Below are 17492 nucleotides of genomic sequence, written 5' to 3'. Positions count from 1 at the left end.
AATCAAGGGTTAAGTCAGTCCTCTATTTGTAGCCTAGGACTCTTTGGGGAATCGACTGATTCCGCGCCAAGCTAAACGATAGATCAGATCACTGGCCACATCGAGGTCCAGGTTTCCGTCCGTTTCAAGCCAATACCGGGCGCTGACCTGCGCCATTCCGGCCAAACCCCGCCCAAGGAGCTGCGCTTCAAGAGGGGGAAGCTTGGTGTCCTCGGCAATGACGTGGGCCACGGCGTCCGCAAACGTTTTGTTGAATGTCTCCAAACGCGAACTGACGTCGGGGTCATTAATGAGGTCCGATTCGAATACCAGGCGGTGGGCTTGGTCGTCGTCGGCGATGAACCTGTAATAGGCGCGCATGACGGCCTTGACGCGTTCCTTGTTGTCCGTGGTGGAGTTCAAGGCGTCGAGCATGAGCTGTGTCAAGGTTGCCAAGTGGCTGTCCAAAAGAGCCATATAGAGCTCGCGCTTGGACGGGAAGTGCTGGTAAAGCACTGGTTTGCTTACATGTGCGGCTTCTGCGATCTCGTCCATGGCCGCCCCATGGAAGCCGTTGGAGACGAATACTTCCAAGGCTGCGTTCAGCAACTGTGCGCGGCGCTCGTCCCGCGGCAATCGTGGGGAACGCGTTGTACCTGCCCGTTCCAGCTTGGCCGGTGCTCCATCGTTTGCCCGTGTGCCGTCAGCCACAGTCTGCCGCCTTTCCTTTGCAGTTATGACTACTCTACCGGGGGGTAATATGACCGGGCGGCATCTGCAGGCATACATTGGGGTATGGCCTCAATTGTTGCTGCCCCCGCTGCTGCGCCCGCCGTCCTGCCGCCCCTCGTTGAACCGGCCGCCGAACTCACGCCGGCCGAGGTGGAGAGGTACTCCCGGCACCTCATCATTCCCGAAATTGGCGCCATGGGCCAACGCAGGCTCAAGAATGCAAGAGTCCTCGTCATTGGCGCGGGAGGCCTTGGTTCTCCTGCCCTGCTCTATTTGGCCGCCGCGGGCGTGGGCACTCTTGGCATTGTGGACGACGATGTGGTGGACCTCAGCAACCTGCAGCGACAGGTAATCCATGGCGTGAAGGACGTGGGTACGCCCAAGATCGAATCTGCGCGCAATGCCATTGCAGAGCTCAATCCTTTGGTCAACGTGGTCCTACATGACGTCCGGCTCGACTCTTCCAACGCGCTGGAGCTGTTTGCGCAATATGACCTCATCCTGGACGGGGCCGACAACTTTGCCACGCGGTACCTCGTGAATGACGCCGCTGCCATCCTCGGGAAGCCCTACGTCTGGGGCTCCATTTTCCGTTTCGATGGGCAAGTGAGCGTCTTCTGGGCCGAACACGGGCCCACCTACAGGGATCTCTACCCTGAAGCGCCTCCCGCAGGGTCTGTGCCGTCCTGTGGCGAGGGCGGGGTGTTCGGCATGCTGTGTGCAGCTGTTGGATCGCTCATGGTCACTGAGGCCGTGAAGTTGATCACCGGCGTCGGGCGTTCATTGCTCGGCCGTGTGGCGCTCTTTGACGCTCTTGGTGGCAGCTGGCGCGAGATTAGGGTCTCCAAGGATCCGGAGGCCGAACCCATCACGGAACTGACTGACTACGAAGCCTTCTGCGGCGTGACGCCACCGGCGGCCGCGGACCAGGCGCACACTGTTACCGCCAGGGACCTCGCAGGAATGCTTGCCGAGCGGGAGCTCGGGGATCGGGACTTTGAACTCGTGGATGTCCGTGAGTCCGGCGAGCACAGCATTGTGAGCATCGATGGCTCCCGCCTCATTCCGCAAGGCCGTATTCTCTCCGGCGAGGCGTGGGTAGAGCTGCCGCAGGACAAGGACATAGTGTTCCACTGCAAGGCCGGGACGCGCTCGGCCACAGTCTTGGAAGCGGCACAAAAGGCGGGTTATACCCGCGTCAGCCATCTCGACGGCGGTATTCTCGCCTGGGTGCGTGATGTGGAGCCGCAGAAGCCCGTCTACTAGGCATAGGTGGGTGCGCAGCTAGTACGGCCAAGCCGGCGGTGGGCCGCCCAACTAGGGCGGTCAGGCGCTTTCGGAGCGGAGTTGCTCGTGATCCACCGGGCACTCGGCGGCAGGGGCAACAGGCCGGGGCTGTTCCACTTGGATACCGTAGAGGGCCTCGAGTGCGGCAACGTAGTCGTCCTGCTGGCCGTTGGCTGCCAGTTCACGCGCCCGGACGGTGGGGATGTGCAGGAGCTGCTTGACCATCCGGCGTAGGGCGAACTCCACCTCTTCGGCAGCAGCAGTACAACCGTGACGGGCGCGGACTTTTTCCATTTCCGCGTCAAGGACGTTCATGGTGTGGCGGCGGAGCGCCACGATGGCGGTGTCCACGGAGCGGGCTTCGCGTTCGGACTCGAATGAGGTGGCAGCGCCGTTGACGATTGCGCTGGCCTGCGAGAGTGACTCTGCTTGTTCCTGGGGTGCAGCGAGCCGGACGGATTCAAGCGTCAGGAGTTCAACGCCGTCGAGTTCGCCCACTGCGGGGTCGAAATCATGGGTGAGGGCGAGGTCAATCGCGATCAAGGGCTTGCCCGAATTTGCCCGGACCCGGGCAAGGTCTGCGGCCTCCACCCGGTTGTCGGAACCGCTGCAGCCGATCATGACGTCTGCTGCGGCAACAGCAGCGGGAAGAGTGTCGGCGTCGAGTGCTGTTCCGCCGCGGGTCGCCACGAAGCCTTCGGCGCGGCCGGAAGAAGAATAAACGGAAACATCCGTGCAGCCGCGCTCACGGAGGAGTGACATGGTAGCGCCGGCGTAGGCCCCGGTTCCGAAGACAACCACTTTCTTGGTGGACCAATCGTCGTTCTCGGCGAGGTCGGTGGCCAGGTCCAAGGCGACAGACACGATGGAAAGCCCACGCGATCCGAGGGCGGTTTGCGCACCAACATCCTTGGCGGTCTTGGATGCTGCCTGGAAGAGGCGCACGAGGCCGGAGCTGGCGGTGCCTTCCTGCTGGGCGGTGATCAGTGCCCGTCGAACCTGGCCTGCAATTTCACGCTCACCCACTACGGCTGAATCCAGTCCGGCGCTCACGGCGAAGAGGTGCCGGGTAACGTCCGGGCCGGTATGTGTCGCAAAGGAGCGGGAGACGAGTTGTTCATTGAGGCCGCTGAGTTCGCTGATCTGTGAAACGAGGGCGGAACGGGCTGCCTCAAGGTCAGCGCCGTTGGCAGTTTCGCCGTAAACCTCGTAGCGGTTGCACGTGGCCAGGACCACGGCTCCGGAAACCACAGAGGAGTCTGTCAGGGCTGCCGAGGCAAGCTCAGAGGAACCGTTGCTCAACTGAGCGACGGTTTCGAGGTCGATGTCGGCGTGTGTAGCCACCAATGAGAAAAGAACCACAGCACCCCAATCATAGCTTTTTCGTAGCCCGGTAGAACAATGTGGCGCCGTGGTGATCCACACGCAGGCGAGTGATCCCGGCCACAACGGCCCGGGCGGGGCGCGACGTGACAGCTTGTCGTTATCTTTTGCCTCGGATTTTCGGCACAATCGAAGGCATGACTTCAAGCGCGGCAGCATCCAACAGTACGGCCTCCAACGCCCCGGCGGGAACCCTCGACGCCAACCACCCGCTGAAGGACGGTCGCACCTCGGACTCGCCGCTTATTACGGCATACCGCGGCGGCGCCCCTTCGCGCAGGCCGGTATGGTTCATGCGCCAGGCTGGCCGTTCCCTTCCGGAGTACCTGAAGGTGCGCGAGGGCGTGGCCATGCTGGACTCTTGCCTCCGCCCGGAACTCGCCGCCGAGATCACCCTCCAACCTGTTCGCCGCCACGATGTGGACGCCGCCATCTTCTTCTCTGACATCGTCATTCCGCTGAAGCTGGCGGGTGTCGGTGTGGACATCGTTCCAGGCGTGGGACCTGTCCTGGATAAGCCGGTCCGGACAGCAGCTGACGTTGCTGCCCTGCCCACGCTGACGTGGGAAGCCCTGGAGCCCATTCGTGAAGCGGTCCGCCTGACGGTTGCCGAATTGGGCAAGACCCCGCTCATCGGCTTTGCCGGTGCGCCATTCACACTCGCCGCCTACATGGTTGAAGGGAAGCCCTCGCGTGACCACCTCGGCCCGCGGACCATGATGCATGCGGAGCCCGAGACCTGGGCCGCGCTGGCCAACTGGGCTGCCGATACCTCCGGCATGTTCCTTCAGGCCCAGCTTGAGGCAGGAGCTTCGGCAGCGCAGCTCTTTGACTCCTGGGCCGGATCCCTGGGCCTGTCTGACTACACCAAGTACGTGGCGCCGGCATCCACACGCGCGCTTGACCACGCCCGTGGACTCGGGGCACCGCTGATCCACTTCGGCACAGGCACTTCCGAGCTGCTGGTTGCCATGCGCGACGTCGGAGTGGACGTCGTGGGCGTGGACTACCGGCTGCCCTTGGACGAGGCCAACCGGCGGCTCGGTGGCACTGTGCCGCTTCAGGGCAACATCGACCCCGCTCTTCTGTCTGCCCCGTGGGAGGTCCTTGAAGCCCACGTCCGCGAAGTAATTGCCGCCGGTTCCCACGCACCGGGCCACGTGCTGAACCTCGGTCACGGAGTTCCCCCCGAAACGGACCCCACAGTCCTGACGCGCGTCGTGGAGCTCATTCACTCCATCCCCGCGGAGTAGGAACAATGCGCGGGGGACACGCAACGCCCAAAGCAGCAGCAGGACCAGCCGCCGTCGTAGTGGGCGGTGGCATCTCGGGCCTGATCGCCGCACGGGAACTGGCCGTGGCCGGTTCTGCGGTAACCGTCCTTGAGGCCAACCAGGCCTGGGGCGGCTGCGTGGGAAGTCACGTTGTTGCCGGGCTGCACCTGGACAGCGGGGCGGAATCGTTCGCCACCCGCTCAACAGCTGTAGCCGACTTGGCGCGTGAGCTTGGACTGGCGGACAGGATCGTAGCCCCGCACCCCGGCGGTGCTTGGGTGCAGCTGCCGAGCGGCCCGCAAGAGCTCCCAAAGACGGGAGTACTTGGGATTCCGGCGAACCCCTGGGACCCCGAAGTGCGGCGATCATTGGGCTTCACAGGAGCTATCAGGGCCTCCTTGGACCGCTGGCTCCCGGCCTCTCTTGGAACGTCTTCGGAGGTCACCAGCGTCTCTTCCTTGGTTCGTACCCGGATGGGTAAAAAAGTTCTTGAACGACTTGTTTCACCCGTAGTCGGTGGCGTTCACTCGGCCGCCCCCGCCCTCTTGGATGTTGACATGGTGGCCCCAGGGCTGCGCGCGGGCATTCGCGCCCAGGGCTCCCTCGCTGCCGCTGTTGCGGCTCAACGCATAGCCGGCAGAGGTTCAGCGTCCGCTTCCGGCGGCGCGTCCGGTCCGACCAAGGCGGGTTCCGCCGTCGCGGGTTTGAAGGGTGGAATGCACACTCTCGTTGAAGCGCTCGTAGCGGACCTCCGGGAACGGGGAGTCGAGCTGCGCTTGGGTCAACACGCCGACGACGTCGTGAAGACGCAGGATGGCTGGCGGGTTACCACCGGGAACGCCGCGTACGACGCCGACAGGCTGGTGGTCGCGCTCGACGGCCCGGCCGCTGTCGGGCTGCTGGAGAAGTCCTTGCCTGAGCTGTCCAGCCTCCGCCCGGCTCCCGGTCCGCTGGTGAGTCTTGTGACGATGGTGGTGGACTTGCCCCAGCTCGATGGCAGGCCGCGGGGGACGGGGATCCTGGTGGCGCCTGAAACCCCGGGGATTAAGGCGAAGGCGCTGACTCATGCCACTGCCAAGTGGGATTGGCTGGCCGACGAAGCTGGTCCCGGCACCCACGTTTTGCGCCTTTCCTACGGCCGGCGTGAAGAAGCTGGCGGGGGCGGGGATGTTGTCCTCGATGACGAATCTCTGCTGGCGGCGGCGTTGGAGGATGCTTCCACACTGCTGACAGTTCCCATTTCGCGGGCGGACATCGTTGACTGGGATGTGGTGCGGTGGGCGGGCGCCTTACCGTTCGCCGCCGTCGGTCATAAACAGCGCGTGGCGCAAGTCCGCCAGGTGTGTGCCGCAGCGGACGGACTTAGCGTGGTGGGCGGCTGGTTGGCCGGAAACGGCCTTGCCGCAGTTGTGGCTGACACGCGCGCGCAACTCGCCGCCGTACGGGCCGACTGACTGTCAGATTTGTGATTTGCATCACTTCTACGGTTTGTAGAACTGATCCGTTTCGACTTAGGGGCTGGCGCGGGGCAAACTTGAACCATGAGCCACACTTCTGCCGAATCTGTCACTAAAACTGCTGAAACCGAAGAACAGTTCTACACGCTGTGGACGGTCTTCAAGCGCTCGGCCGACGTCCTGCGCAGCGGCGATGCTGCGCAGGAATTCGAAGCCCTTGCTGAGAAGCTCGCGGAGGGCGGCGTGATCCTCCGGGGCAGCTACGACGTCTCGGCCATGCGCTCGGACGCTGACATCATGGTGTGGCTCCATGGGCCCAAGCCGGAGGACCTGCAGGCAGCTGTTCGGTCCATCCGCCGCAGCAAGCTCTTCGCAGGAACGGACATCGTCTGGTCCGCCATGGGCGTGCACCGCGAAGCTGAGTTCTCCAAGAGCCACGTGCCCGCCTACGCCCGTGGCGTCGAGCCCAGCACCTGGCTCTGCGTCTACCCGTTTGTGCGTTCCTACGAGTGGTACCTGTTGCCCACGGACGAGCGTGGCAAGATGCTCCGCGACCACGGCCTGCTCGGACGCGAATTCCCGCAGGTCATTTCCAACACTGTCTCCTCTTTTGCCCTGGGCGACTGGGAATGGATCCTCGGCCTCGAAGCACCTGAACTGGTGGACCTCGTGGACCTGATGCGTCACCTGCGGTCCACCGAGGCGCGCCACCACGTTCGAGAAGAAATCCCCTTCTACACCGGCCGCCGCGTCACGGCTGCCGAGATTGCCGAGGTCCTGGCATGACCCAGCCCGTTATCTCCACAGCCCCGAACGCGGTGACTGAGCGTGGACGGCAGGAACCCAAGCGGTACGACGCCGTGTTGCTCGCATCCTTTGGTGGTCCTGAAGGCCAGGATGACGTCATTCCCTTCCTGCGCAACGTCACCCGTGGTCGCGGTATCCCGGATGAGCGCCTCGAAGAGGTCTCGCACCACTACCGGGCTTTTGGTGGGATCAGCCCCATCAACCAGCAGAACCGTGAGCTGAAGGCTGCGATCGAGGCTGAACTGGAACAGCGCGGCATCGAATTGCCGGTCCTCTGGGGAAACCGGAACTGGGACCCGTACATCGCGCCGGTCCTCCAGGACGCCTACGACGCCGGTCACCGCCGGATACTGATGCTCACCACCAGCATTTACTCCTGTTACTCCAGCTGCCGCCAGTACCGTGAAGACATTGGTATTGCGCTGACTGAAACCGGTTTGGACGGCAAGCTTGAGGTGGACAAGATCCGCCAATACTTCGACCACCCCGGCGTAGTCCAGCCGTTCCTCGAGGGAACTGCCGCCGGCTTGGAGGAGATCCGTGGGAAGCTGGCCGCGGCAGGCGAAGGCGACCCGGATTCGAAGATTCGAGTGCTGTTCGCCACCCATTCCATTCCGACCCGGGATGCAGAAGCCGCGGGCAGGTCTGAGGACGAGCCGCGCGAATTCGCTGAAGGTTCCGCCTACGCTGCACAGCACCTTGCCAACGCCAAAGCCATCATGGACGCTGTGGCACCGAATGTGGCTTGGGACCTCGTGTACCAGTCCCGCTCGGGGGCCCCGCACATTCCCTGGCTGGAACCGGACATCAATGACCACCTTGAGGAGATCGCCCCCGAGGGCGTCCGCGGTGTGGTCATCGTTCCCCTTGGCTTTGTCAGCGACCATATGGAAGTTGCCTGGGATCTGGACACCGAGGCACTGGAAACCTGCAAGAACCTGGACATCGAGGCCACTCGTGTGCCCACACCGGGTACGCACGCGGCTTTCGTGTCCGGCCTGGTGGACCTGATCTGCGAACGCACAGTGGACAACAACATCGCCGAACGTCCCCACGTCACCGATCTGGGCCCTTGGTACGACGTCTGCCGTCCCAACTGCTGCGAGAACTTCCGCGGGGCAAAACCCGTCATCTCCGAAGTTGGCGCCGGAATCGGTATCGGCCACGACGCCTACCCGGCTCCGGAGGCTGCCAAGTGACTGTTCGCATCGGCACCAGGGCGAGCAAACTTGCCCTGACGCAGACGCAGCAAACTGCGGACCAGTTGGCTGCCGTCGGCGGCTTCCCCGTAGAGCTCGTGCACATCAAGACCGAGGGCGACGTCAAAACCGGATCCCTTTCCCAGATGGGCGGCACAGGCGTGTTCGTTGCTGCCCTGCGTGATGCCCTTCTCGCTGATACCTGTGATGTAGCCGTGCACTCCCTGAAGGACCTGCCCACGGGAGCCGCACTTGGCCTGAGCATCGCAGCAACTCCCAAGCGGGTGGATGTCCGTGACGTTCTCTGTGCACGCGACGGTATGACTCTTGCCGAGCTGCCGGGCGGTGCCAAAGTAGGCACAGGCTCGCCACGGCGTGCCGCTCAGCTTCGGGCTGCACGTCCGGATATCGAGGTTCTCGATATCCGAGGGAACGTGGACACGCGCCTCGGTCGTGTCCCGGGATTGCCCGGAAACCTCACCGAAGAAGTTGTTCCGGGCAAGTCCTGTGACCTCGACGCCGTGGTGTTGGCTGCTGCGGGCTTGGAGCGCATGGACCGCCTGGACACTGTCAGCGAGTTCTTCGAATCCGACGTCATGCTTCCCGCGCCCGGACAGGGAGCGTTGGCCATCGAATGCCGGACCAACGACGCCCCGAGTACAGCGGGTTCCACCGAAGGGTCAAACGGCGTGCTCGCACAGGCCCTCGCGGCACTGAACGACGACGACACCCGCCTCGCCGTCACAGCCGAGCGTGCAGTCCTGGCCAGGCTCGAAGCCGGTTGTGCAGCTCCCGTTGGTGCCTACGCCTTCCGCAAGGGCAGCATGCTGCACCTTGAAGCAGTAGTCTGTGCCGTGGATGGCACCAAGACTGTGCGCGAGAAGAAAGCCACCGACGGCCTCACGGAAGTCGGAGCCACGTTGCTCGGCATCGAGGTGGCGGAGCTCTTGCTCGCTGCCGGCGCCGCGGAGATCGCGGACCTTGCGGCGTCCTGAGACGCATGAATTGAACGGGTTGACCGGTCGGCGCGTCCTGATTACCAGGACCGCCGACCGTGCGCGCCCGCTGGCATCGCTTTTGAGCGGTTTGGGAGCGGAGCCTCTGGTGCTCCCGCTCATCGATTTTGAGAAGGCGGGGGATCAGGCTCCCCTTGACGCTGCCTTGGACCGTTTGGTAGCCGGCGACTTCGACTGGATGGTGATCAGCAGCATCACTACCGTGCAGGTTTTGTTGGAGAAAGCTGCTCAGCGCGGCGTCGCCCTCGCGGACCTTGTCCCAGCCGATACGAAGGTGGCCACGGTCGGCTCCTCCTCCCGCCAAGTCCTTGAATCCGTTGGCCTCACCGTCGCCTTGGCGCCTGCGCAAGTCCAGTCGGCCGAGGGTTTGCTCGCTGTGTGGGAAGCGAGCAGTGGACGGGTTTTCCTGCCCCAAGCTGACATCGCCTCGCCAGTCCTCCGGGAAGGCCTGGCCACCAGCGGTGCGGACGTGACCTCCGTTGTCGCCTACCACACGGTTGATTACCCTGCCCGTGCGGAACTCCGCCTGACAGCGGAACTTCAATCCGGCGTCGTGCTTTCCGCACCAGACGTTCCGGCAACGCTCAGCCCTGAAGAGGCACGCACCGCACTCGATGCTGGAACTCTGGACGCAATCGTGGCTGCTTCTCCCAGTGCCGCGCGTCGCATCGCCCAATTATTTCCTGCATTGGGCACCTGCCGCTTAGTCGCCATCGGGCGTCCGACGGCGGCAGAGGCCTCGCGGATCGGCCTCGCCGTTGCAGTCACAGCCAAAGAACCAACCCCGGACGGCATTGTGGCCGCCCTGCAGTCTATTTTCGCCAACGAAGGGAACCCGCAATGAGCTTTCCGAACCATCGTCCCCGCCGCTTGCGCGCAACTCCCGCCATGCGCAGGCTCACCGCCGAGACCCGTCTGGCGCCCGCGGACCTGATCCTTCCAGCGTTCATCCGGGAGGGACTTACCGAGCCGAGCCCCATCAGTTCCATGCCGGGGGTCGTCCAGCACACCACCGAGTCCCTGAAGCGGGCGGCCGCGGAAGCCGTGGAGTTGGGCGTCGGCGGCATCATGCTGTTCGGCGTGCCCGCGGTACGTGACGCGCAAGGCACCGCCTCGCTGGACCCTGAAGGCGTCCTGAACAAGGCCATTCGTGACGTCAAGGCCGAGGTCGGCGATGACTTGGTGATCATGGGCGACGTTTGCCTCGACGAATTCACGGACCACGGCCACTGCGGCGTCCTTGATGCCGATGGCTATGTGGACAACGACGCCACGCTGGAGATCTATGGCCGGATGGCAGTCGCCCAGGCCGATGCCGGAGCCCACATGCTGGGCCCCTCGGGAATGATGGACGGCCAGATTGCGGTCATCCGCCAAGCCCTGGAGGAATCCGGACACAAGAACACGGCCATTCTTGCCTATGCTGCCAAGTACGCATCAGCGTTCTACGGCCCGTTCCGTGAGGCCGTGGATTCCCAGCTCAAGGGTGATCGCCGGACATACCAAATGGATGCGGCCAACCGTCGGGAGGCCGTCCTGGAAGTTGAGCTGGACCTTGAAGAAGGCGCTGACATGGTTATGGTCAAGCCTGCCATGAGTTACCTGGACATCCTGGCCGACGTCGCTGCAATGAGCCCGGTGCCGGTGTCGGCCTACCAAATCTCGGGTGAATACGCCATGATCGAAGCGGCCGCGGCCAACGGCTGGATTGACAGGCGCGGTGCCATCACAGAGTCTGTCCTCGGCATCAAGCGTGCCGGGGCCGACACCGTCCTGACCTACTGGGCCTCCGAACTGGCAGGCTGGCTGAAGGAGTCCTGATGACATCCGTTTCCTCCGACCCCACCGCTCCGGTGGGGGCCAACAAGATCCTGCTCGGCCTGAACACTTTTGGCGACGCCGGTGTGGATGCCGATGGGAACCCGAAGGAACATGCGCGCGTCCTGCGTGAACTGCTCCAGGAAGCAAAGCTGGCTGACGCCGTCGGAATCCATGCGTTCGGTGTGGGCGAACACCACCGCCGCGATTTCGCTGTGTCCGCGCCCGAAGTCTTCCTTGCAGCGGCAGCCGCAGTGACCTCACGGATTCGCTTGGGGTCAGCCGTTACCGTGCTCAGCTCCGATGATCCGATCCGGGTCTTCCAGCGTTTCGCCACAGTGGATGCGTTGTCCAACGGCAGGGCAGAGGTAATGCTTGGCAGGGGTTCGTTCGTGGAGTCGTTCCCGCTGTTTGGCTTGGATCTGGCGGACTACGAAGTCTTGTTCGAGGAAAAACTGGAGCTGTTCGATAAGGTTCGGGCACAAAAACCGGTCCATTGGGAGGGGCGCACACGGCCCAACGTCAATGGGCTGCAGGTGTACCCGAAACTGCAGCACCACCTGCTGCCGGCTTGGATTGGTGTTGGTGGAACACCTGAGTCTGTTTTGCGCTGTGCCGAGTATGGCTACCCCATTATTTTCGCCATTATCGGGGGAGAGCCCCGCCGCTTCGCACCGCTGGTCAACCTGTACCGTGAGGCGATGGCCAAGTACGGCCATCCGATGCGTCAGATCGCAACGCACTCACCCGGTTTCATCGCTGACACGGACGAGGCCGCCCGCGAGGAACTCTTCCCGCATTGGCTGGAGCAGCGTAACAGGATCGGTTCCGAGCGTGGCTGGGGCCCAGGCAACCGTGGGGAGTTTGATGCCATGTGCGGCCCTGAGGGTGCCCTCTACGTTGGCTCCCCGGAAACCGTGGCGCAGAAAATCGTCCTGCTCAAGCGGAACCTTGGCGTGGACCGCTTCGACCTCAAATACAGCAATGGAACATTGCCGCATCAATCCATGATGCGCTGCATCGAGCTTTACGGCACCGAGGTAGCCCCGCGGGTTGCTGAGCTGTTGGCCACAGCATCCCAGGTGGCGGCCATGCCGCTCCCTGAATCACTGAAAGAATAGGAACCATGACGTCAAACACCCCCGTGTCCGATCAACTGTTCGACCGCGCCCGGTCCCTGATGCCCGGCGGCGTGAATTCGCCGGTGCGGGCCTTCGGGTCGGTGGGCGGCACTCCGATGTTCATGGTGTCCGCCAAGGGCGCCTACCTGACGGACGCCGACGGTAAGGAATACGTAGACCTTGTCTGTTCTTGGGGGCCGGCGCTGCTGGGCCACGCCCACCCCGCCGTGCTTGACGCCGTTCACGCAGCTGTGGACCGCGGCCTTTCCTTCGGAGCCTCCACGCCGGATGAAGCCAACCTTGCCGCGATCGTCAAGGACCGGGTGTCCGCCGTCGAACGCCTGCGGATGGTGTCCACCGGAACCGAAGCCACCATGACGGCCGTTCGCCTGGCCCGCGGTTTCACGGGCCGCAACCTGATCATCAAGTTCGCCGGTTGCTACCACGGGCACCTGGACGGACTGCTGGCGGCCGCTGGATCCGGCGTCGCCACGTTGGCACTGCCCGGCTCTGCCGGTGTCACAGAGGCCACCGCAGCTGAGACCCTGGTTCTGCCTTACAACGATCTCGCTGCCGTCGAGGCTGCCTTCGCTGCCCACGGCCAAAACATCGCTGCCGTCATCACGGAAGCGGCTCCCGCGAACATGGGCGTCGTCACCCCGGGCGAGGGCTTCAACGCGGGCCTATCCCGTATCACGAAGGAACACGGTGCGCTCCTCATCCTCGACGAAGTCCTAACCGGCTTCCGCACTGGCTACGCCGGCTATTGGGGATTGACCGGCCGCCAGGAAGGCTGGGCTCCGGACCTGCTCACCTTCGGCAAGGTCATCGGCGGCGGAATGCCGACGGCGGCACTCGGCGGCCGCGCCGACGTCATGGACTACCTCGCTCCCGTAGGCCCGGTTTACCAGGCCGGTACGTTATCCGGAAACCCTGTGGCCATGGCCGCAGGTGTGGCCACGCTGACGAATGCAACCCCTGAGGTCTACGCCTACGTTGATGCCCGTTCTCTGGAGCTCTCTGCCGCCCTCTCCTCGGCCCTTGATAAGGCCGGTGTGGACCACTCAATCCAGCGGGCGGGCAACCTCTTCTCGCTTGCGTTTGGTACCTCTGCCCGCGGCGTGCACAACTACGACGACGCCCAGCGCCAGGAAAGCTTCCGATACGCCCCGTTCTTCCACTCCATGCTGGACTCCGGCGTTTACCTCCCGCCGTCTGTCTTCGAAGCCTGGTTCCTCTCCGCTGCCCATGACGACGCCGCGATGAACCGGATTATCGACGCCCTTCCGGCAGCAGCGAAAGCTGCAGCGGGCGCTACGGCCTAGTTATTTGGTGATGCCCCGGGCAGTTGCTTGAAGCTGCTGGCCGGGGCATCGTTGCCTGTCCCGGGGTAGGCTCGTAGGTGGAAACCCACCCCCAACGAATTCACGGTTTACCATGCGCAAGTCCCCATCCATTGCATCATTGAGTGTCAGCATCACCACCGCCGGAGTGCTGCTGGTCGTGGCCGCCGGCTGTTCCAGTGGCACACAAAGTTCCGGCCAAGGCCCGAGGGAGGGAACGCCGTCGGCGGCTGCTTCTTCGCCTTCCGCGACGCCCGCTCCGACAACGCCGCCGGCGTCAGCTACCCAGTCCGCGGTTCCTTCCCCGCCCCCGTCCGTTTTGCCTGCGCCGGCGCCCAGCGCGCCGTCAACTGCGGAGCAGCAGCTCGCCGCACTCAGCCTTGAGCAGCGGGTGGGACAACTGTTCATGGTGGCAGCCAAAGCCAGCGGCGCCGAACCGGGAACCATGGAAGCGTTGACCAGATATCACGCCGGGAACGTTTACCTCAGCGGACGCAGCAAGGCCGGAACCGCCCCCACGGCGTCCCTTGTGTCTTCGTTGACAGGCACGGTCTCTGCCGCAACCACCGGCGGAGTGCCCCTTTTCGTGGCCACCGACCAAGAGGGCGGATACGTCCAGGTCCTCTCCGGTCCGGGGTTCTCCGCCATCCCCACGGCCCTGGTCCAAGCGTCCTCAGGGGCGGCCAAACTCCGCGCGGATGCTGCAACGTGGGGGAAGGAACTTAGCAGCGTTGGCGTCAACGTTAACCTCGCGCCAGTCTTGGATACAGTGACCAGCCCTCAGTTTGCACCGTCCAATGCCCCCATCGGCCATTTTCAGCGGGAGTACGGCTATGATCCAGCCAACGTCTCGCTGCTGGGCAATGCCTTTGCCGATGGCATGAAGGACGCCGGCGTGGCCCCGGTGGTGAAGCATTTCCCAGGGCTTGGCAGGGTTGTTCCCAACACGGACGTCACCAGCGATGTCCGTGACACGACAACCACACAGAACGATCCCGCATTGGAGCCGTTCCATGCTGCCATCAAATCGGGCACCCAGTGGGTCATGGTTTCGAATGCTTACTACGACAAGATCGACGCCGCCAACATTGCACCGTTCTCATCCACGGTGATGGATACGATGCTGCGTGCTGACGCAGGCTTCAAGGGGATCGTCCTATCGGATGACCTCTGCAGTGCGGCCCAGCTGGAAGCATGGTCCGATGCCGAGCGTGCACTGAATTTCTTCGGCGCAGGCGGAACCATGCTGGTATGTGCTGATCCCGCGAGCATTCCAGCGATGCACCAGGCTGTGGTGCAGAAAGCCACGGCAGATCCTGCGTTCCGGGCCAAGGTGGACGCCGCGGCGCTTACGGTGCTCCGGGTCAAGGCCGGTCAGTAGCGGCTCCAGGGCTTTGAGAACAGCAAAGAACCCCGCCTTCGTTTGGAAGGCGGGGTTCTTTGTAACGGGTGTAATCCTGCTGAGAGGTTATTAGAGGACGTCCGAAAGGAAACCCTGAAGGCGTTCTGTTTGCGGGTTGGTGAACAGCTGTTCCGGAGGCCCGGATTCAACAACCACGCCAGCGTCCATGAAGGTCACGATGTCCGAGACGTTGCGGGAGAAGCCCATTTCGTGGGTTACCACCACCATGGTCATCCCTCCCTGAGCCAGGTCCGTCATGAGCGCAAGAACACCCTTGACGAGTTCCGGGTCCAGCGCGGAGGTGGCTTCGTCAAAGAACATCACCTCAGGCTTCATGGCCAGCGCACGTGCAATCGCTACACGCTGCTGCTGTCCGCCTGAGAGGTTGGCCGGACGGGAATCGGCCTTATGCTTCAAACCGACCAGATCCAGCTGGGCCAGGGCCTCGTCTCGCGCCTGCTCCTTGGACATGCCACGGAGTTTGCGCAGCGCCAGCGAGATGTTCTCAGCCACCGTCTTGTGCGGAAAGAGGTTGAACTGCTGGAAGACCATGCCAATGCGGCGACGCAGTTCGTCCGGGTTGTCCTTGAGGACCGAACGTCCATCCAGCAGGATGTCGCCTTGATCCGGCTCGATAAGCCGGTTCATGACACGGAGCAGCGTTGACTTCCCTGAGCCGGACGGGCCGATCACGGAGGCCGTGGTGCCCTTCTCGACGTGAAGATCGATGCCCCGCAACACATGGTTGCTGCCGAACGACAGGTGGATGTTTTTCGCCGTCAACGTGCCTGATGCGAATTCACTCATGCCTGGGCTCCCTTTCCTACGAGGGCTGCTGCCTCGTCCGGTTCCTTCTTCTCGGGGCGACCAGCGCGCATGCGGGCGTCAATAAAGTTCACGAAGTGCGTGAGCGGGATGGTCAGCGCCAGGTAGAAGATGGCTGCCGCCACGTAAGGGGACAGGTTGCCGCTGTTGGCAGCTGCGTCCTTGCCGATCTGGAAGATCTCACGCTCCGTCGCCAGAAGGCCGAGCATGAACACCAGCGAGGATTCCTTGATCAGCGCGATGAACTGGTTGACCAAGGCCGGAAGAACGCGGCGGATGCCTTGAGGCACTACCACCAGGCGCATGGACGAGCCGTAGCTGAACCCGAGCGCACGGGTCGCTTCGAGCTGGCCCTTGTCCACGCTTTGGATGCCGGAACGGAAGATCTCCCCGATGTACGCGCCGGACATCAAGGACAACGCCGCGATGGCCATGGGGTACGGGCTGGTTGAGCCGGTTAGTTCACGAATGATCGGGCCGAAGCCAAACCCGATGACCAGGATAGTCAGCACTGGAGGGAGCCCGCGGAGAATGTCCGTGTAGATGCGGGCTACCCACCGTGCTGCCGCGTTCCGGGAGATCCCCATCAGGGCGAGCAACATCCCGAGCGCGGTCCCGATGACGCCCGAGACGACAGCCAGGACGATGGTGTTGGGCAGACCGACGGCGAACATCTTGGGGATGACTTCGCCCATCGCCTTCCAGTCAAAGAAGGTGTTGGCTAATTGATTGAGGATATCCATGGAACGCCTTGGTTACTTGGCGGGGAGCTGGACGGCCTTGCTGCCCGGCTTCCAGCCCTGGGGGGTCTGCTCGGCGGCAGTCGGACGGTCCTTGTACCACTCGGCTGTGAGCTTGGCCCAGGTTCCGTCAGCGATGACTGCGTCCAGACCGGAGTTCAGGGCATCAATCAGCGGCTGGTTGTCTTTGTTCACTGCGTAAGCGGTGAAGTTCTGGGTGTTGACAACCTTCTCGGCGATCTTGGTGTTGTCGCCGTCCTTGACCTGGCCTTCGGCCTGCTGGGAAGGTGCAACCCAGGCATCGATCTGGCCGTTCTTTACGTTGCCGTAAACGGTGTTGTAGTCAGGGAAACGGACCGGCTCGATCTTCAGGGTGTTGGTCATGTAGTCATCCTGGACGGTGCCCTGGACAACGCCGATGCGCAGGCCTTCCTTGACGTCCGCGAAGCCGGTGACCTTGGAGTCGCTCTTGGTCACGATTGCCATGTAGCCGAAGTCGTAGCCATTGGTGAAACCGACCGTCTCGCGACGGGCGTCCGTGGTGGAGATCGAGGAGGATCCGACGTCGAACTGCTTGTTGCCCACCTGGGACAGGAGCGCTGAGAAGTCAGTGGAGGCAAACTCGACCTTGAGCCCCAGTTTGTCGCCAATGGCGCGCAGGAGTTCATTGTCGTAGCCGGTGAAGTTGCCGGAAGGATCAATGAAGATGTTCGGCGGGGCGTCGGAGAGGGTGCCCACGCGCAGGGTGCCGTCGGTGATGAGGCCCAGCTGGGACTTGTCGATCTTGTCCAGCGCCGTAACGTCGGCGGTGGTGAACGTGTCCAGCGACTTCTGGTCGCTACCGGCGAGGGCGTCGGTGGGAGAGCCGCTGGGCTCGGAGGTTCCTCCGCCGCATGCTGCCAGGGAAATCACCAGGGCTGCAGCCACGGGGGCAACAGACAGCCACTTAGGGGCTTTGAATTTCATGAAGAAATCACTTTCATCGGGTCACGGAGACGTTTCGCGGTGGGCGGGGAATGCGGCAGCAGTACGAAGGTTTGGCTGCTCTAGCAGACTTCAACCCGCCAAACTTAATTATGTCACCAGCCCGCTAGCCCACGGTGAATCGA

The 17492-nt window shown here is 63.2% G+C and carries 16 protein-coding genes; 11 read left to right on the top strand and 5 right to left on the bottom strand.

The window, feature by feature from the left end; all coding sequences use genetic code 11:
- Positions 1 to 33 precede the first annotated feature (33 nt).
- Positions 34 to 768: a TetR/AcrR family transcriptional regulator gene (locus RIF72_RS01285; RefSeq protein ID WP_017198592.1), complete on the bottom strand. Its 735-nt coding sequence runs from the start codon at positions 766 to 768 to the stop codon at positions 34 to 36.
- A 6-nt stretch (positions 769 to 774) separates the two neighbouring features.
- On the opposite strand from RIF72_RS01285, the gene moeB reads away from it, so the two are divergent.
- The gene (gene moeB / locus RIF72_RS01280; protein WP_309073090.1) at positions 775 to 1977 is read left to right on the top strand and encodes a molybdopterin-synthase adenylyltransferase MoeB; all 1203 of its coding nucleotides are present in this window, start codon (positions 775 to 777) and stop codon (positions 1975 to 1977) included.
- 60 nt (positions 1978 to 2037) lie between these two features.
- Here moeB and RIF72_RS01275 read toward each other — a convergent pair whose 3' ends face one another.
- Positions 2038 to 3360 (bottom strand): glutamyl-tRNA reductase, encoded by a 1323-nt coding sequence (locus tag RIF72_RS01275; RefSeq protein ID WP_309073089.1) that lies wholly within the window; start codon positions 3358 to 3360, stop codon positions 2038 to 2040.
- A 158-nt stretch (positions 3361 to 3518) separates the two neighbouring features.
- Between RIF72_RS01275 and hemE the strand changes: the two genes are divergently transcribed.
- The 10 genes from hemE to RIF72_RS01225 all read left to right on the top strand — a co-directional run bounded on the left by hemE (position 3519) and on the right by RIF72_RS01225 (position 14797).
- Entirely contained in the window at positions 3519 to 4634 is a 1116-nt protein-coding gene (gene hemE / locus RIF72_RS01270; protein ID WP_309073088.1) for a uroporphyrinogen decarboxylase, read from the top strand.
- A gap of 5 nt (positions 4635 to 4639) precedes the next feature.
- Positions 4640 to 6109: a protoporphyrinogen oxidase gene (hemG, locus tag RIF72_RS01265; RefSeq protein WP_309073087.1), complete on the top strand. Its 1470-nt coding sequence runs from the start codon at positions 4640 to 4642 to the stop codon at positions 6107 to 6109.
- A gap of 87 nt (positions 6110 to 6196) precedes the next feature.
- Positions 6197 to 6898, top strand: coding sequence for a hydrogen peroxide-dependent heme synthase (hemQ, locus tag RIF72_RS01260; protein ID WP_091468698.1), 702 nt, complete (start codon positions 6197 to 6199; stop codon positions 6896 to 6898).
- The gene (locus tag RIF72_RS01255) at positions 6895 to 8118 is read left to right on the top strand and encodes a ferrochelatase (RefSeq protein WP_309073086.1); all 1224 of its coding nucleotides are present in this window, start codon (positions 6895 to 6897) and stop codon (positions 8116 to 8118) included. Before hemQ ends, RIF72_RS01255 begins: the two co-directional genes overlap by 4 nt.
- Positions 8115 to 9113, top strand: a complete 999-nt coding sequence (hemC, locus tag RIF72_RS01250; protein ID WP_309073085.1) for a hydroxymethylbilane synthase — start codon at positions 8115 to 8117, stop codon at positions 9111 to 9113. The genes RIF72_RS01255 and hemC overlap by 4 nt, the downstream gene beginning before the upstream one ends.
- A gap of 10 nt (positions 9114 to 9123) precedes the next feature.
- A complete protein-coding gene (locus RIF72_RS01245; RefSeq protein ID WP_309073084.1) occupies positions 9124 to 9978 on the top strand; it encodes a uroporphyrinogen-III synthase in 855 nt (284 codons plus the stop codon).
- Positions 9975 to 10955 carry a porphobilinogen synthase gene (gene hemB, locus RIF72_RS01240; RefSeq protein ID WP_309073083.1) on the top strand — a complete coding sequence of 327 codons (981 nt, stop codon included), beginning with the start codon at positions 9975 to 9977 and terminating at the stop codon, positions 10953 to 10955. The genes RIF72_RS01245 and hemB overlap by 4 nt, the downstream gene beginning before the upstream one ends.
- A complete protein-coding gene (locus RIF72_RS01235) occupies positions 10955 to 12073 on the top strand; it encodes an LLM class flavin-dependent oxidoreductase (RefSeq protein ID WP_309073082.1) in 1119 nt (372 codons plus the stop codon). The genes hemB and RIF72_RS01235 overlap by 1 nt, the downstream gene beginning before the upstream one ends.
- Positions 12074 to 12078: 5 nt before the next feature.
- Positions 12079 to 13398, top strand: coding sequence for a glutamate-1-semialdehyde 2,1-aminomutase (gene hemL, locus RIF72_RS01230; protein ID WP_309073081.1), 1320 nt, complete (start codon positions 12079 to 12081; stop codon positions 13396 to 13398).
- Between the two features lie 112 nt (positions 13399 to 13510).
- Positions 13511 to 14797 (top strand): glycoside hydrolase family 3 N-terminal domain-containing protein, encoded by a 1287-nt coding sequence (locus RIF72_RS01225; protein WP_309073080.1) that lies wholly within the window; start codon positions 13511 to 13513, stop codon positions 14795 to 14797.
- A 90-nt stretch (positions 14798 to 14887) separates the two neighbouring features.
- Here RIF72_RS01225 and RIF72_RS01220 read toward each other — a convergent pair whose 3' ends face one another.
- Genes RIF72_RS01220 through RIF72_RS01210 form a run of 3 tightly spaced genes read right to left on the bottom strand, consistent with a single transcriptional unit; the run spans position 14888 to position 17349 of the window.
- Entirely contained in the window at positions 14888 to 15625 is a 738-nt protein-coding gene (locus RIF72_RS01220; protein ID WP_017198579.1) for an amino acid ABC transporter ATP-binding protein, read from the bottom strand.
- Positions 15622 to 16386 carry an amino acid ABC transporter permease gene (locus RIF72_RS01215; protein WP_309073079.1) on the bottom strand — a complete coding sequence of 255 codons (765 nt, stop codon included), beginning with the start codon at positions 16384 to 16386 and terminating at the stop codon, positions 15622 to 15624. The genes RIF72_RS01220 and RIF72_RS01215 overlap by 4 nt, the downstream gene beginning before the upstream one ends.
- A gap of 12 nt (positions 16387 to 16398) precedes the next feature.
- The gene (locus tag RIF72_RS01210) at positions 16399 to 17349 is read right to left on the bottom strand and encodes an ABC transporter substrate-binding protein (RefSeq protein ID WP_309073078.1); all 951 of its coding nucleotides are present in this window, start codon (positions 17347 to 17349) and stop codon (positions 16399 to 16401) included.
- Between the last annotated feature and the right edge of the window lie 143 nt (positions 17350 to 17492).

Source organism: Paenarthrobacter sp., assembly GCF_031180005.1.
Taxonomy (GTDB): Bacteria; Actinomycetota; Actinomycetes; order Actinomycetales; family Micrococcaceae; genus Arthrobacter.
This window is presented reverse-complemented; position numbering and strand designations above follow the sequence as displayed.

What these genes read in the sequence shown, in the direction of transcription:
- RIF72_RS01285 (WP_017198592.1), bottom strand. Translation starts at nt 768, where the DNA reads ATGTATGCCTGCAGATGCCGCCCGGTCATATTACCCCCCGGTAGAGTA.
- moeB (WP_309073090.1), top strand. Translation starts at nt 775, where the DNA reads ATGGCCTCAATTGTTGCTGCCCCCGCTGCTGCGCCCGCCGTCCTGCCG.
- hemE (WP_309073088.1), top strand. Translation starts at nt 3,519, where the DNA reads ATGACTTCAAGCGCGGCAGCATCCAACAGTACGGCCTCCAACGCCCCG.
- hemG (WP_309073087.1), top strand. Translation starts at nt 4,640, where the DNA reads ATGCGCGGGGGACACGCAACGCCCAAAGCAGCAGCAGGACCAGCCGCC.
- hemQ (WP_091468698.1), top strand. Translation starts at nt 6,197, where the DNA reads ATGAGCCACACTTCTGCCGAATCTGTCACTAAAACTGCTGAAACCGAA.
- RIF72_RS01255 (WP_309073086.1), top strand. Translation starts at nt 6,895, where the DNA reads ATGACCCAGCCCGTTATCTCCACAGCCCCGAACGCGGTGACTGAGCGT.
- hemB (WP_309073083.1), top strand. Translation starts at nt 9,975, where the DNA reads ATGAGCTTTCCGAACCATCGTCCCCGCCGCTTGCGCGCAACTCCCGCC.
- RIF72_RS01235 (WP_309073082.1), top strand. Translation starts at nt 10,955, where the DNA reads ATGACATCCGTTTCCTCCGACCCCACCGCTCCGGTGGGGGCCAACAAG.
- hemL (WP_309073081.1), top strand. Translation starts at nt 12,079, where the DNA reads ATGACGTCAAACACCCCCGTGTCCGATCAACTGTTCGACCGCGCCCGG.
- RIF72_RS01225 (WP_309073080.1), top strand. Translation starts at nt 13,511, where the DNA reads ATGCGCAAGTCCCCATCCATTGCATCATTGAGTGTCAGCATCACCACC.
- RIF72_RS01220 (WP_017198579.1), bottom strand. Translation starts at nt 15,625, where the DNA reads ATGAGTGAATTCGCATCAGGCACGTTGACGGCGAAAAACATCCACCTG.
- RIF72_RS01215 (WP_309073079.1), bottom strand. Translation starts at nt 16,386, where the DNA reads ATGGATATCCTCAATCAATTAGCCAACACCTTCTTTGACTGGAAGGCG.
- RIF72_RS01210 (WP_309073078.1), bottom strand. Translation starts at nt 17,349, where the DNA reads ATGAAATTCAAAGCCCCTAAGTGGCTGTCTGTTGCCCCCGTGGCTGCA.